This window comes from Bacillus sp. JJ864, from assembly GCF_036963045.1.
GTDB lineage: Bacteria > Bacillota > Bacilli > Bacillales > Bacillaceae_G > Bacillus_A > Bacillus_A pseudomycoides_C.
Window position 1 is genome coordinate 20,186 of sequence record NZ_JBALLY010000014.1, and the last position, 14,056, is coordinate 34,241.

Sequence of the window (14,056 nt, forward strand, 5' to 3'; positions counted from 1 at the left end):
ATCAGTGGGGGATGAAGACCCCCCCACTGATTAAAGTTTCACTTTATGATAACAAACAAAAAAAAGTCTAGCGCTACAAGCGTCTAGACTATTGTTGTTTTAAATATTGTGCGCGAAACACTTGCATTGTTTCGTCTTCATTTAAAAGCACTAAATCTTGTTCTGTAAGTTTGCCATTTCCCGTTTTCACAACATAAACATTCACTTTTTTCTTTCCCCATTGATTATATACATCTCGCACGGTTTCATAATATAAATCAAGGCGATTCCCTTGAATTGCACCGCCTTTATCCGCCACAACACCGTAGCCATATCCAGGAACAAATAGAATTGTCCCAATCGGAAATACGCGAAGATCAGCTGCGATTGTTGAATATATATCCCGTTTTACTTTTACTCCGGAATATGTAATCCCGTACTCAGGATGTCCTTTTGTTTTTCCTGTCGACTCCCTACCAGCTGTATACCCTGTTGCAGTAACTTCCATCTGGCGATACTTTGACCAATCTTTTGCATTCTCTAAAGCACGAATAACTTCGGCACTTGGAATCGCCTGCTTATTTTGTTCGGCTGCGTGTACTACTTTCACTTCATTTTTCTTATACATATGAATCATTTCAGAAAAAGAGATTCCTGACATAGCTTGCCAAGTTACACACAATGCAGCTACAAATAAGCAAACCATTATCATGCGAATGCTATATCGTTTTATCATTTTCGTTTTCCACACTCCTTCATCGTTATTGTGCCCCAACCGATGAAGAAAATATTCATGAAAAAAACTCCTCAGAAAGGAGCTTCAAAACATTTGATATCCACGTTGCCGTAATGATTTGATTACAATACCAGATAGAGCAGCACCAACTAAGCCCGTTGATAAAATGAAAATGTCAGCCTGTCCAAGATGAAGAAAACTTGTTCCTAATGAAGAAAATGCTTCTTTCGGCTTTATAAAATAATCTAAGAAATCAACTTTATCAATAATAAATACACAAATAAGCGGATATACAACGATCATCACCCATGTTGCCCGTAAAATCATATTTAATAAAAAACCAATTCCAAAAAATAAAACTAAGAATAACATCATAGAAATTAACAAAACAGGTACGCTCATTATTTCCATCCCTTCTTATTTATTTTCTGTATTTCCTACAAAAACGTTATATGCTGTATAACCAAACTGATCTCCTGGATTTAACGTCCCATCCATTTGTAAAAGCGGAAATGGCATCGCTTCTAATAAATACTGTATTAATATAGAAGCAGTTTCATCATGTATGATATCTATTGGAAATAAAAATGCTCCTTCAGACAATTCTCGCTCCTGAATAACAATCTCTTCTCCTTTTGGCTCTAAAAGAAAAATAATCATATTATCACTAATCTCACCCTGTATTACACCTGATCGCACACTTACAATTCCGTTCACACTCGTAGCAATTCCTGTTTCTTCTAACACTTCACGCTGCACTGCTTGATCGATTGTTTCGCCTTCATTGACAAAACCAGCAGGCAATGACCATTTTCCTTTTAATCCGCCATATTTTTTCTTAACGACAAGCCATCTTCCATCTGACGTTACGACAAGACCACTTACTGCTAACCACACCTTTCCGCGTTTACTCATTACTAGAAACTCCTTCCGATCAAACGAACAGAATATTCATTCTTTTCTTTCATTATACTATAAAGATTTAAAAAGGAGAACGCGTCCCATTTTTAAAAAGAACTTTACAAACCTCTGAATATTCAGTAAAATCAAAAACAAAAAAACAGAAATAGCTATAATAGCCATTTCTGCTTTGAATTACAAATTAAAATAGTTTTAATTTACCTTTTTTAAGAACTAATAAAGGTCCGCCAAGTATGAATAAGTAACGGTTGTCGATTACTTTCTTCATGAATGAAGCTTTCCATCCAGTTAATTTTTTTCCCATTACAACGCCCATTGCATCGTCATGGCCTAATGAACATACAGAACCTTTGTTATCGAATACAAACTTCTGCATTTCGCCTTTACCACGAACAAGAACAGCTAAGTTATGCGCAATGCTGTAACCTTGTTGAATTGCAATTTGTGCTGTTGGTGGGTATGGACGGTTAATTTCTTCGTTAATAATTAACGCTGCATCACCAACCATGAATACTTCTTCATGACCTGGAGCGTGCATGTACTCATCCACTTTTACACGACCACGCATTGCTTCAAAACCAGACTCTTCTACAATACCGTTACCGCGTACACCTGCAGCCCAAACTACAGTTGCAGATTTCAATAACTCTACATCGTCGCCGTTTGCAACAATAATACCTTCTTCAGTTGCTTCTTTAATCGCTGTACCGATGCGGAATTCTACACCTTTTTTCTCTAATTGTTTTACAGCATACTCAACTAGCTCTGGGTCGAAACCAGGAAGTGCTGTTGGAGCAGCTTCAACACAAATGATACGCGCTTTTTCGCGAGGAACATCATACTCTTTGCAAAGTTCAGGAATACGGTTTGCAAGCTCACCTACATACTCGATACCTGTAAATCCAGCACCACCGACAATGATTGTAACTAACTCATCGCGTTTTTCTGAAGCATATAGAGAGAACATGTACTCCATATGATCACGAATTTGACGAGTTGCATTAATGTTAGCGATTGAGAATGCATGCTCTTTTAATCCTTTAATTCCAAATGTCTCAGACTCGAAACCAAGACCGATTACTAAGTAATCATACTCTAGCTCGCCATTTTTTAAGATAACGCGCTTTTCAGCTGCTTTAATTTCCACAACTGTGTCTTGTACGAAGTTTACTTTGTTTGTGTCGATTACATCTTTAATGTCTAAACGAACTTTGTCGTGATGCAACGTACCAGCTGCACTTTCATGTAACCAAGTTGCTTGATAATGATAGCTGTTGTTATTTACTAATGTGATTTCAGCTTCACTTACAGATAATGTTTTTTGCAGACGAACAGTAGTAATCATCCCGCCATAACCTGCGCCTAGAACTACGATTTTTGGCTTCTTCAACTTAATCACACTCCTCTTCTTTATATAGATAGTTAAAAATAATAAAAATAGTGCTAAAACAAATTAAATGTTAAGAATGTAAAATTCCTCACATTCTTAACAAAACCAATAACAAGTTTGAAAAACGTTACGAAATTTGTCACAAAAAATTAATATTTTCACTTTCCTATATTAGTCGTTTTCTCTTTACTTTTCAAGCACTTGTGAAATTATCAATATTTTAAAATAACGTATTCTTTTTAAGTTTTTCGACATTTGCTTATTTGCGAAGCAAATACAGCTTTTTACTGGATTCCTTTGCTTTCTCTTATGCCGTATATATACTGAAATACCAACAAAAATACACATAATTACCAAACATTACATCCTTTACTTGTTGGCGAGTTTCTTCTATATATAATAAATCTATACAAAGTGCATACACAATTCAGTCGTTTTCTACGGTATTTTTTCATAAAATATGATATCATTTGTCTTGAGTGCGCTTGCACTCCGCTCATGGAAGTTTCGTATAACATACATACGAGTGTATATAGGAGAAGCACGAAAAATTTCCTAATCATAGGGGGAGTAAACAGTGACAGAAAATCAAAAGGTATACGACATCACTATTATTGGTGGAGGCCCAACTGGATTATTCACAGCTTTTTATGGCGGTATGAGACAAGCAAGCGTAAAAATTATTGAAAGCTTGCCACAACTCGGCGGTCAATTATCCGCATTGTATCCTGAAAAGTACATATATGATATCGCAGGTTTTCCAAAAATTCGTGCACAAGAACTTATTAATAATTTAAAAGAACAAATGAACAAGTTCGAACCAACCATTTGCTTAGAAGAAGCTGTTCAAACATTAGAAAAACAAGAAGATGGCGTGTTCAAACTTGTAACAAATAAAGAAACACACTATTCTAAGTCCGTCATCATTACAGCTGGAAACGGCGCGTTCCAGCCACGTCGTTTGGAATTAGAAGGAACAGAAAAATTCGAAAAAACTAACTTACACTATTTCGTTGATGATATGAATAAATTTGCCGGCAAACGCGTTGTCGTCTTTGGCGGCGGAGATTCTGCAGTAGACTGGACAATGATGTTAGAGCCAATCGCAGAAGAAGTTACAATCATTCACCGCCGTGATAAATTCCGCGCACATGAGCATAGCGTTGAAACGTTAATGAACTCGCGCGCGCAAGTGAAAACACCATACGTTCCAATTGAACTGATCGGTGAAGAGAAAATTAAACAAGTTGTCCTTCAACATGTGAAAACAGAGGAAAAAGTTGTCATTGATGTCGATGATGTCATCGTCAACTATGGATTCGTCTCTTCCCTCGGTCCCATTAAAGACTGGGGCTTAGATATCCAAAAGAACAGCATCGTTGTAAATTCCAAAATGGAAACAAACATCCCTGGTATTTACGCAGCTGGTGATATTTGCACATATGAAGGAAAAGTAAAACTAATTGCATGTGGATTTGGCGAAGCACCAACAGCAGTAAACAACGCAAAAGCGTACTTCGATCCAAACGCAAAGCTGCAACCAATGCATAGCTCTAGCATGTTTTAATAGGAAGAGACTGATCAAAAAGGCACATCGGTGCCTTTTTGAAATCAGTCTCTTTTTTTACGTGCCCAGCAATATATCGGGGAAGTGGTGCATTTATCGGCGGTTCGACACAATATAAAGTGAAACTTCCATCAGTGACGCTTTTCCCACTGATGGAAGGCCCGCCCAATCGGGCTTTTACGGGCAGTCTTCTTCTCCGTGCTTCCCCAGTCTTTACTGCCCGTTAATGCGGGGTAAAGACCCTTCGACGATGTTCGATATGTAATTCCACTATCCTCCCCTGTATAATTATGGTACAATAAACAAGAACGCTTGTTCCTATTCAAAAAAAGAGAGGATGACACAATGATGCAACCTAAAATCGTAAAAAAAGAAGCTTTTCAAGCCATTGGTATCTCTATTACTACAAACAATGAACTGGAAATGTCGAGCGCCGGAAAAATCCCTCACCTATGGAGTCAATACTTCCAAGAACAAATTAGCAACCACATTCCAAATAAGACTACACAAACAGAAACGCTCGCACTATATTCCAACTATGAATCCGATGAAACTGGTTTCTATACGTATACAATTGGTGTTCCTGTTTCCACTGTCATTGATACACCAGAAAACATGACATCATTCACGATCCCAGCTACTACATACGCCGTATTCACAACGCGCCGAGGGCCGCTATCCGAAATCATCGTAGAAGCATGGCAAGAGATTTGGAACTGGTCAAAAGAAAATAAACGCGCGTTCACAACAGACTTTGAACTGTATGATGAACGAGCTTTCGATCCAAATGACGCCCAAGTTGATATTTATATTGCACTAGCTTAATACGTTAAAAAGACACAGCAGCTGCTGTGTCTTTTTTCATACTTATTCCTTGTTATACCGTTATATACAATTTTTAATCAATATATGAATATAACACTGAATCTCAAAAAAAGCCTTACATTACATATCGTCAAATCTTACAAAACTGTTATGTTGCTGTAAGATTCGGCGATAGTAAGTCCAAGCGTTCTCCTGCATAATAAACGTATAACAACAAACAAAAACAAAAACATTTATGAGGTGATACATATGAATGGAAATAAAATTTTATCTGCGCTTTCGTACTTTAGTATTCTCTTTGCCCCTATCTTGTTCCCAATCATTGTTTGGATCGTAGGCGATTATGAAACAAGAAGTCATGCTAAACGTGCCCTTTGGACACATATTATCCCGAGCATCGCTACCTTTATCGGACTTGCAGTATTAGGAATTATGGATGTTGGCTTTAATCAGCCTGAGAAGACACTTGCGATTGGCTCAGTAATTGTAGTATGCATTTGCGCCCTAATTAGCCTATACTACTTTATTTGGAATATGGTAAAAGGAATTAAAATCCTTAAAGGATAACTTCTTCCAATAAGAATGGATTCCCCCAGCTAAAAACACAACCACCAATATCTCACATAAGAGACGTTTGGTGGTTTTTCCTTTTTCAACATGAAAAATCCGCTGGGCAAATCCCACTTTTTTGAATACAATAAAAAAGTATCTGTATAGAAAGATTAGAAACTGTTAACAAAGATAAAAAGACATATGACAGAAAGGGATTCATATGGAGGAATTACAGAAAAGTAAACCAGCCCTGGCAGAAACGGAAATGCCTTTATTAAAAAATACAAACTTCCTATTTCTTTGGGCAGCCACTCTATTTTCAAGCTTTTCCTTAGCATTTTTTACGTTTTCTCAAACGTGGTACATAGCAAAAACATTAAATTTAGAAGCATCACTCGGCGTTGTCTTTGTCGCTCTTAGTGTTCCCCGCCTCATCTTCATGATTATCGGCGGAGCTGTTGCAGACAAATTCCCGAAAAAGAATATCATGTTTTATTCTAATATCGTTCGAGCACTTATTGTGACGATTATTCTTATTTGGTTTATTGTTGGTCACGTCACACTATACACATTTGCTTTATTTGCACTTTTCTTCGGCTTAGCCGATGCTTTTTTCTGGTCCGCTGATGGGTCTATCTTACCTGAGCTCGTAGCGAAGCATCGTCTTACACAAGCAAATTCACTTACACAAATGACGAACCAAGCATCAGTTATCCTCGGCCCTGTCCTTGGCGGGATACTGATTAAATTTAGTAATTACGAAACAATCTTTACAATAACCATTCTATTATTAATAGTCGCAGCCCTATTGATTCAAAAGGTGCATTTAAACGTAGGACAAGAAGAAAAACAAGCAAATAAAGGCATGTTCACTTCTATTAAAGAAGGCATTCTTTATGTAAAAGAATCTTCTTTTTTATCAACGTTTCTTATTTGTAGTGCCTTTTTAAATTTGTTTTTAATCGGGCCCATGCAAGTTGGTTTTCCGTTGTTTATTAAAAATGTACTGCACGGCGACTCTTTACAATTTAGTTATTTAGAAGCAGCGGTTGGCGGCGGAATGGCCATTGGCGCTGTTATCGTTGGACTGCGAAATATTAATCGCCGCCGCGGATTATTTTGCATTATTATGATGCTGCTGTCAGGTGTTTTCTTCTTGTCTATTAATTTCAGTACAACACTTTGGCAAGCGCTTCTTTCCGGCTGTTTTTACGGCATTACAATCGCAATGGCAATTGTGCCGCTAATGGCCATGATTCAATCAACTGTAAAAGAAGAAATGATGGGCCGCGTTATGAGCTTGCTTATGCTATCATCGATGGGCTTTATCCCTGTTTCTTATGCAGTTACATCACTTGCCTTAGCAGCTGGAATACCGATTGTTACAGTTATGAAAAGCGGTGCCATTGCGGTTATTGTCTTTGTACTCTTTATCGCAATCCGCGTTCCAACTGTACGGAAATTTGATTAAAAGAAAGGAGTTATGCGTCAAACGCATGACTCTTTTCTTTTTCACTTTCAAATGGATTATACAAAACAATCCCGCTGTTCCTCCTCGCTGCCGCTCCCCACTCTAGTGCGACATCTAGAAATAACGACTGCATCGTACTATACAAGAGCGCCCCAAAGTCTTTACGAATCTCACCGCATATCTCCCTAACAAACGAACCACAAGAAAATCTGTTTTGTTAATCTGAGATTGATACTGCGTCAAAATTTTCTGCTGGTATGTATTAAACTCTTCCTTATTTTGAAATTCACTATGTTCCTTCATTAATAAATACAATTTACTCATATTCATCACCCCATTTATAAATAAAAGTAAATATATAAAATTGGCGGGAAAATTTATTGTATGATGGAAATAAATTCTTCCAAATGAGGTGAAAACATGATCGTAATCAGTGCATGTTTAGCTGGCATTGCTTGCCGTTATGATGGAAATGATAATCTCGTTACAAAGATTCAAGAACTACTCGAAAAGGAAAAAACAATTCTTATTTGCCCTGAAGTGTTAGGCGGATTGCCGACGCCTCGTATGCCTGCTGAAATTATCGGAGGCAACGGAGATGATGTGCTAGACGGAAGAGCCAAGGTTATAGATTGTAGCGGAAATGACGTGACAGACATCTTTATTGCAGGTGCTTACAAAGCATTAGAGCAAATAAAAGATCTAAACCCTGAGTATATTATCCTAAAAGAACGCAGTCCGTCATGCGGAAGTTCTGTCATTTACACAGGTGAATTTAATGGACAAAAACATGATGGTTACGGCGTTACTACCGCATTATTTAGACGACATGGTTTTATTGTTATTTCAGAAGAGGATTTTGTAACACGATAAAGTGAAACTTCCATCAGTGGGGAGTTTTTTCATCCCCACTGATGGTTAGTTGAACCAATCGGGCTTTTACGGGCAGTTTTCTTCTCCGTGCTTCTCGAGCCCTTACTGCCCGTTAATGCGGGATAAAGTGAAACTTCTATTGTAAAAAAAACAATTAAAAAGAAGCTAACCAACTACTGCGTATAATTGGTTAGCTTCTTTTCGTTTTCGGACATGAATTCATATTAACTTTCCGACAGATAAGTCGCTTCTATGCAGTAAGTACAACATGCCCTGCACTTTCCCCTTTGTTTGAAACCTCACACACAGTAGGAAACCGCTTCCATTTACAACCAGACGCTTCTGTCAGTTAACTTGTATATAGCTCATTACGAGGCTGACTTTTTCACCCCATAACGCTGTTCAATACGTTGTTCAATTTTTTCCATCTCTTGTTTATCATTTAGTATTTTTTGTTTATTCTCCTGTACCAATTCTTTGAAAGATTTATTAAGTAATTTACAATGCCTTTTCACCTTCATCATTCCTCCTTATTTTCTATGAAATCAAGACTTAGAATGAAAAATAATCATATAAAACTTTTCGCTTTTTGTAAAAACTTGTCTTTATTTGTCGAAAAATTCTTCTTAATTAGATGATACTATAACTTTTGCATTTTCAAAAGAAATTTTTTGAACATTTTGTGAAATCGATAAATCATACCATATAAGTTGCTGCTACACCGAAGAGGAGATGACCGTTTCTATGTATACAAAAAAGAGCGTCCAGCCTTAGACACTCTTTTTCGTTAGCAAGGTATGATGATAGAAAAACATGTTCCTTTTCCTTTTGCACTCTCTATTTCTATATCTCCATTTAGCTCTCTAATAATGCTGTATGCAACCATAGTGCCAAGTCCAGTCCCTTTTTCTTTTGTTGAATAAAATGGCGTGGCAATTCGCTTTATTTCTTTTTGAGACATTCCAATTCCCGAATCAATAATATCAATTACAATATGACTTTTGATTTTTTGTGCATGAATTTGTATCACTCCACCATCTGCCATAGCTTCAATTCCGTTTTGTAAAATGTTAGTGAAGCACTGTTTTAATTTTTCAGGATTCGCATTTATATACAAACACTCTGGGATATCTTTCTGTATTTCAACGTTGTATGAAAATGCTAGCGGAGAAATCGTATTTGTTACCTCCCGAAATATACACTTTATATTTAGTCGTTCTTTTATTGTATTTTGTGGTTTTGTTAGAGATAAATAATCATTGATAATCAATTGTACTTTTTCTAATTCCATTAACATAATTTTCAAGTATTCATCTTGTGATGTTTTTGACAGTTCATTTTCACGGAATAATTGCGTGAATCCATATACAGTCGTCAGTGGATTATGAACTTCATGTGCAATCGATGCAGCTAATTCACTAGCTGTATAAAATTTTTCAGCTCTTTGAATTTTTTCTTTCATTTTAAACTTCTCAATCATTCCCTCTACTAAATAAATAGATAATAATCCTGTGAAGGCGTTGACCAGTACATAATTAATCAAAAATCCAATAAAAACAGCTTCAATTTTACCGTATATTTCAATTTGATTCATTAGCGCAGAGATAGAAAAAAAACTCGTACAAATCAAAAGCAATAGTGTGTGAAACAATATTTTTTTTCTTCTAAAATAAATAGGGAGAAAATAACGTAATATTGTCGTAACAGCTGTAGTTATAGTATATATAATAAGTGATGAAAAAAAGCCGTTCCCACCTAAGTAAAATCGATATCCAATATATACAATACTTATACAAATAATGCTTCTTGCATTTCCATATAGAAGCACTAAAAGAATAGGAATAAACCGCAAGTCATAAATATACCCATCATGTAAATGAATAGGAAATGTCATACAAAGAACAATTGCAATCGATGAAAAAAAAGAAATCAATATATTATTACGTGGTTTTTTTTCTGTCTTATCTAACCAAAATACTTGATAACTAAGGATACAAATGATAATAATAAATGCATTTAATAGTAGTGTAGAAATTCCCATATTCTATGCCTCCCTAATTTTTTGTAAGGGGGATGATACACTCTTCCTTGAAAACGCTCTTAATTTTATATTACGTTTTTTTGATTTATTAGTTCATTATGTTTTTCGGTTTTAGAAATAATAGATAGGTATACGTGCTTTTTATTGTATATTGTAATTAAATGTAGAGACATACAAGAAAGAGGAAATGGGAAAAAGCCACCTGATTATTTTTCCGAAAATTCTGTTAATTCAAAGAGGAAAACCATCTTCTCTTATATAGGATATCATGAAAATGAGCAAATAACAACAAAAAAGCTCGAATTTCTACCTTTTCCGACATTTTCTAACAAAATAAAAACCCCCTTAACGAGTGAACTTAGTCATTCATCGTCAAGAAGGTTAGTATGATTAATCGTTATAGATACACACTACGCAAATGTTATCTAGCGTTAACATTCCTCAGGCTTACCAGCATTCGTCGCTGTGCGGAAAGATGACCCGCAGCCACATGATGCGATCGCGTTTGGATTTTCGATTGTAAATCCGCCGCCAAGCATCGATTGCTTATAATCGATTTTTACTCCTTTTACAATTGGAGCACTTTCTTTATCAATAACAAATTCAACACCGAAAAATTCAAGAACTGTGTCGTCTTCATTTGGTTCTCTTTCAAATCCTAAGCCGTAAGAAAGACCACTACATCCACCGCCGTGTACAGCAAGGCGAACGTATTTTTCTCCTTCTTCGGCATCTTTTAACATGTCTTTAATTTGATATGCAGCTTGTTCTGTTACAGTAATCATAGAATCCACCATCCTTTCTTCTCTCGTTCTATTATACATCTTTACTCTTCAATCTTATAATAATATACACCGCTGCAAGTGACTTCTGCTGGACCATTCATGAGAACTGTTCCTTCTTCTGTCCATGTAATCATTAAATCTCCGCCTGCTAAATGAACCGTGATTTCTTGGCCTCGCTTCATCTTTCCATTTAAGATTGCAGCTACAACTGCAGCACATGCTCCTGTTCCGCATGCTTGTGTAATGCCAGAACCGCGTTCCCATACAAGAAAATGCATTTCACGATCATTCAATACTTCAATAAATTCGACATTTACGCTTTCTGGAAACATCTCATGTGTTTCTAATACAGGTCCTAATGTTGTAAGCGGTGCTTCTTCAATATTTTCTACAAAAATAACAGCATGCGGATTTCCCATTGAGACAGTCGTAAATGTATAACGGTGGTTACTATAAAGGAAATCTTCACGAATAAATGGCGTTTCCCCTTCACCTAACATTGGTAAATCAACGCGTTTTAACCGAGGTGCCCCCATATCTATTGTAGCTGAAGTTACAATTCCATCTTCAACTTTTACTTCTGCTGTAACGATCCCTGCTAACGTTTCAATTGTGAAAACAGTCTCTTCTACTAGTTTATGCTCATATGCGTACTTTGCAACGCAGCGCAGTCCATTCCCGCAGCTTTTTCCTTCTGAACCGTCTTTATTAAAAATACGCATTTTCACAGGAGCAACGTCAGAGAGGCAAATTAAAATCATTCCATCGGAACCAATTCCAGTATTCACATCTGATACTTTTTCAGCAACTTGTGCAAGATGTTCTTCTGCAATTTGTTCTTCAAACATATTTACATAAATGTAGTTATTCCCAAGTCCGTGCATTTTTGTGAAAGAAAATTGTGCCATGTGATTTCACTCCAAAATTTTTGATTGTTATAAGTATAAAATGAGCGCTTTTTGAAAACAATAAGAATGTCCCCCGTTTCTCATATTCAACGACAATTTTGGCGTAACAATGTCGTGCTTACACATATGGTGTAAGAAAAAAGCCCTTCAACCAAAGGGCTTTCTTTTTTTGTATCTCCTAACTTGTTAACCTGTTCTTTCGAAGTAATTTTTATACGTTCAACCGAAAAAGACGCTGCCTCATTGCAACGCCCTAAAACATCGGATTTTCATCTAAATAATCATATACATTTTTCACAAGTTCATCCGATGTTTCCCCTTTTACTACTTCACCGTTCACAAGTGCATATGGCCCTTCAAAACAAACGCCACAATATCCAAGACACCCATACTCAATCACATCTAAATTTGGATCTTTCTCTAATTGTTCACGTGCCTTTTGTGCACCATTTGCAAGGTTGCCAACACAAAACTCAATCAATGGTTTAATCAACCTTAATCCCTCCTGTATCTATTTCAAAGCTTGTCTTATAACAGTAAGCCTAAGATGTTTGTCTAAAATCGCTTTCACTTTCTTATTATTGTACAACAGAGTATGCATTCACGCATTGTTATTTGCTTCTAAATTCGATATAATTTGAATAAGTAAAGTCAAAATATTTTTGTAATATAAAAATTTCTATGATTAGGGGATATTTCAACAGAAAAGGGGTAATCCATCATGAAGCACCTCGTAATACTTGGTGGCGGCTACGGTGGAATGAGAGTTTTACAACGTCTTCTTCCGAGCAACCAACTTCCAGATGATGTTCAAGTAACATTGATCGACAAGGTACCGTATCACTGTTTTAAAACAGAATACTACGCATTAGTAGCAGGAACGATTTCTGAAACGCATATTCGCATTCCATTTCCAGAGCATCCACGACTAAATATTCAATATGGCACGATAACCAACGTTGATCTAGAAAACAAAGCTGTTCATCTTGAGGGCGGTGAAGTTGTCAATTATGATGACTTAATTATCGGACTTGGTTGTGAAGATAACTATCACAACGTTCCAGGAGCGAAGGAAAATACGTATAGCCTTCAATCCATTGAGCAAGTTCGTCAAACATATCAACAACTAAATGGTTTAGAACCACATGCAACAGTTGCTGTTGTAGGAGCTGGACTAAGCGGCGTTGAAGTAGCAAGTGAGCTTCGCGAAAGCCGTCCAGACTTAAACATTTATTTATTTGACCGAAAAGATCGCATTCTTTTCCCATTCCCAGAGAAATTAAGTAGATACGTAGAAGAGTGGTTTTTGAAACATAATGTTACAATTGTTCGCAACTCGAACATTACAAAAGTAGAACCAAATATTGTGTATAACCACGATGAACCACTTGAATGTGACGCAATTGTATGGACAGCTGGCATTCAAGCGAGTGAAGTCGTTCGTAATCTCCCTGTCGAGCATGATAATAGCGGGCGGGTTGTATTAACAAATTATCATAATATTCCAGATTACGAGAATGTATATGTGCTAGGTGACTGTGCTGCGCTGCCACACGCACCATCTGCACAGCTTGCAGAAGGTCAAGGCGAACAAATTGTCCAAATATTATTAAAACGTTGGAACAATGAGGCATTACCAGAAGAGCTACCTGTTATTAAACTAAAAGGTGTTCTCGGCTCTCTTGGTAAAAAACACGGCTTCGGTTTACTTGCAAATCAGCCGTTAATGGGCCGCGTACCTCGTCTTTTAAAATCAGGCATTCTTTGGATGTATAAGCATCATAATGGTTAACGAAGGGAGCTGTCCCATAAGTCGAACTTTTGACTATGTGACACTCCTTTTTATTTTTACATTTTGGAGGTACTTCCCCTTTTGGGATGGCCCCTTTTTCTATAATGAATAAGAATCAAGTATCATCATTCCTATCCTTCACGTCCTTGAAGAACGGCAATCCTTACCTAAAAACGTTGAAATAACATTCCTCTTATCATCAATGCATACTTAATA

The 14,056-nt window shown here is 36.7% G+C and carries 16 protein-coding genes; 6 read left to right on the top strand and 10 right to left on the bottom strand.

Annotated features, from left to right (window positions below; genetic code table 11):
• Positions 1-88: 88 nt before the first annotated feature.
• The 4 genes from V7024_RS02960 to V7024_RS02975 form a co-directional block, all read right to left on the bottom strand.
• Positions 89-715 (bottom strand): 3D domain-containing protein, encoded by a 627-nt coding sequence (locus tag V7024_RS02960; RefSeq protein WP_335515444.1) that lies wholly within the window; start codon positions 713-715, stop codon positions 89-91.
• A gap of 84 nt (positions 716-799) precedes the next feature.
• A complete protein-coding gene (locus V7024_RS02965; RefSeq protein ID WP_335515447.1) occupies positions 800-1,117 on the bottom strand; it encodes a YuiB family protein in 318 nt (105 codons plus the stop codon).
• Positions 1,118-1,132: 15 nt separating this feature from the next.
• On the bottom strand, positions 1,133-1,630 hold the full coding sequence (locus V7024_RS02970) for an NUDIX hydrolase (protein WP_335515450.1): 498 nt from the start codon (positions 1,628-1,630) through the stop codon (positions 1,133-1,135).
• A 187-nt stretch (positions 1,631-1,817) separates the two neighbouring features.
• A complete protein-coding gene (locus V7024_RS02975) occupies positions 1,818-3,026 on the bottom strand; it encodes an NAD(P)/FAD-dependent oxidoreductase (protein WP_335515451.1) in 1,209 nt (402 codons plus the stop codon).
• Positions 3,027-3,603: 577 nt separating this feature from the next.
• Here V7024_RS02975 and V7024_RS02980 point away from each other — a divergent pair.
• From V7024_RS02980 to V7024_RS02995, 4 genes are all read left to right on the top strand, one after another.
• On the top strand, positions 3,604-4,593 hold the full coding sequence (locus tag V7024_RS02980; RefSeq protein WP_335515454.1) for an NAD(P)/FAD-dependent oxidoreductase: 990 nt from the start codon (positions 3,604-3,606) through the stop codon (positions 4,591-4,593).
• Between the two features lie 345 nt (positions 4,594-4,938).
• Positions 4,939-5,418, top strand: coding sequence for a GyrI-like domain-containing protein (locus tag V7024_RS02985; protein WP_335515457.1), 480 nt, complete (start codon positions 4,939-4,941; stop codon positions 5,416-5,418).
• A 249-nt stretch (positions 5,419-5,667) separates the two neighbouring features.
• Positions 5,668-5,985 carry a DUF4870 domain-containing protein gene (locus tag V7024_RS02990; protein ID WP_335515458.1) on the top strand — a complete coding sequence of 106 codons (318 nt, stop codon included), beginning with the start codon at positions 5,668-5,670 and terminating at the stop codon, positions 5,983-5,985.
• A gap of 205 nt (positions 5,986-6,190) precedes the next feature.
• Positions 6,191-7,441, top strand: coding sequence for an MFS transporter (locus tag V7024_RS02995; protein WP_335515460.1), 1,251 nt, complete (start codon positions 6,191-6,193; stop codon positions 7,439-7,441).
• Between the two features lie 10 nt (positions 7,442-7,451).
• Here V7024_RS02995 and V7024_RS03000 read toward each other — a convergent pair whose 3' ends face one another.
• Positions 7,452-7,586 (bottom strand): hypothetical protein, encoded by a 135-nt coding sequence (locus V7024_RS03000; RefSeq protein WP_335515463.1) that lies wholly within the window; start codon positions 7,584-7,586, stop codon positions 7,452-7,454.
• Positions 7,587-7,861: 275 nt separating this feature from the next.
• Between V7024_RS03000 and V7024_RS03005 the strand changes: the two genes are divergently transcribed.
• Positions 7,862-8,314 (top strand): DUF523 domain-containing protein, encoded by a 453-nt coding sequence (locus V7024_RS03005; protein WP_335515465.1) that lies wholly within the window; start codon positions 7,862-7,864, stop codon positions 8,312-8,314.
• Positions 8,315-8,682: 368 nt separating this feature from the next.
• On the opposite strand, the gene V7024_RS03010 is transcribed toward V7024_RS03005, so the two are convergent.
• From V7024_RS03010 to V7024_RS03030, 5 genes are all read right to left on the bottom strand, one after another.
• Positions 8,683-8,835 (bottom strand): FbpB family small basic protein, encoded by a 153-nt coding sequence (locus V7024_RS03010; RefSeq protein ID WP_438824430.1) that lies wholly within the window; start codon positions 8,833-8,835, stop codon positions 8,683-8,685.
• A gap of 266 nt (positions 8,836-9,101) precedes the next feature.
• On the bottom strand, positions 9,102-10,355 hold the full coding sequence (locus tag V7024_RS03015; RefSeq protein ID WP_335515471.1) for an ATP-binding protein: 1,254 nt from the start codon (positions 10,353-10,355) through the stop codon (positions 9,102-9,104).
• Between the two features lie 431 nt (positions 10,356-10,786).
• The gene (locus tag V7024_RS03020; RefSeq protein ID WP_335515474.1) at positions 10,787-11,140 is read right to left on the bottom strand and encodes a HesB/IscA family protein; all 354 of its coding nucleotides are present in this window, start codon (positions 11,138-11,140) and stop codon (positions 10,787-10,789) included.
• A gap of 41 nt (positions 11,141-11,181) precedes the next feature.
• Positions 11,182-12,048, bottom strand: a complete 867-nt coding sequence (gene dapF / locus V7024_RS03025) for a diaminopimelate epimerase (protein ID WP_335515477.1) — start codon at positions 12,046-12,048, stop codon at positions 11,182-11,184.
• Between the two features lie 253 nt (positions 12,049-12,301).
• Positions 12,302-12,541 (bottom strand): YuzB family protein, encoded by a 240-nt coding sequence (locus V7024_RS03030; protein ID WP_335515480.1) that lies wholly within the window; start codon positions 12,539-12,541, stop codon positions 12,302-12,304.
• A gap of 228 nt (positions 12,542-12,769) precedes the next feature.
• Between V7024_RS03030 and V7024_RS03035 the strand changes: the two genes are divergently transcribed.
• Complete coding sequence (locus tag V7024_RS03035) at positions 12,770-13,840, top strand: NAD(P)/FAD-dependent oxidoreductase (protein ID WP_335515483.1); 1,071 nt, start codon at positions 12,770-12,772, stop codon at positions 13,838-13,840.
• The last annotated feature ends 216 nt before the right edge of the window (positions 13,841-14,056 follow it).

Coding starts and splice junctions, on each gene's coding strand:
- V7024_RS02965 (WP_335515447.1), bottom strand. CDS start 1,117: ATGAGCGTACCTGTTTTGTTAATTTCTATGATGTTATTCTTAGTTTTA.
- V7024_RS03015 (WP_335515471.1), bottom strand. CDS start 10,355: ATGGGAATTTCTACACTACTATTAAATGCATTTATTATTATCATTTGT.
- V7024_RS03035 (WP_335515483.1), top strand. CDS start 12,770: ATGAAGCACCTCGTAATACTTGGTGGCGGCTACGGTGGAATGAGAGTT.
- V7024_RS02985 (WP_335515457.1), top strand. CDS start 4,939: ATGATGCAACCTAAAATCGTAAAAAAAGAAGCTTTTCAAGCCATTGGT.
- dapF (WP_335515477.1), bottom strand. CDS start 12,048: ATGGCACAATTTTCTTTCACAAAAATGCACGGACTTGGGAATAACTAC.
- V7024_RS02970 (WP_335515450.1), bottom strand. CDS start 1,630: ATGAGTAAACGCGGAAAGGTGTGGTTAGCAGTAAGTGGTCTTGTCGTA.
- V7024_RS02990 (WP_335515458.1), top strand. CDS start 5,668: ATGAATGGAAATAAAATTTTATCTGCGCTTTCGTACTTTAGTATTCTC.
- V7024_RS02960 (WP_335515444.1), bottom strand. CDS start 715: ATGATAAAACGATATAGCATTCGCATGATAATGGTTTGCTTATTTGTA.
- V7024_RS02995 (WP_335515460.1), top strand. CDS start 6,191: ATGGAGGAATTACAGAAAAGTAAACCAGCCCTGGCAGAAACGGAAATG.
- V7024_RS03005 (WP_335515465.1), top strand. CDS start 7,862: ATGATCGTAATCAGTGCATGTTTAGCTGGCATTGCTTGCCGTTATGAT.
- V7024_RS03020 (WP_335515474.1), bottom strand. CDS start 11,140: ATGATTACTGTAACAGAACAAGCTGCATATCAAATTAAAGACATGTTA.
- V7024_RS03010 (WP_438824430.1), bottom strand. CDS start 8,835: ATGAAGGTGAAAAGGCATTGTAAATTACTTAATAAATCTTTCAAAGAA.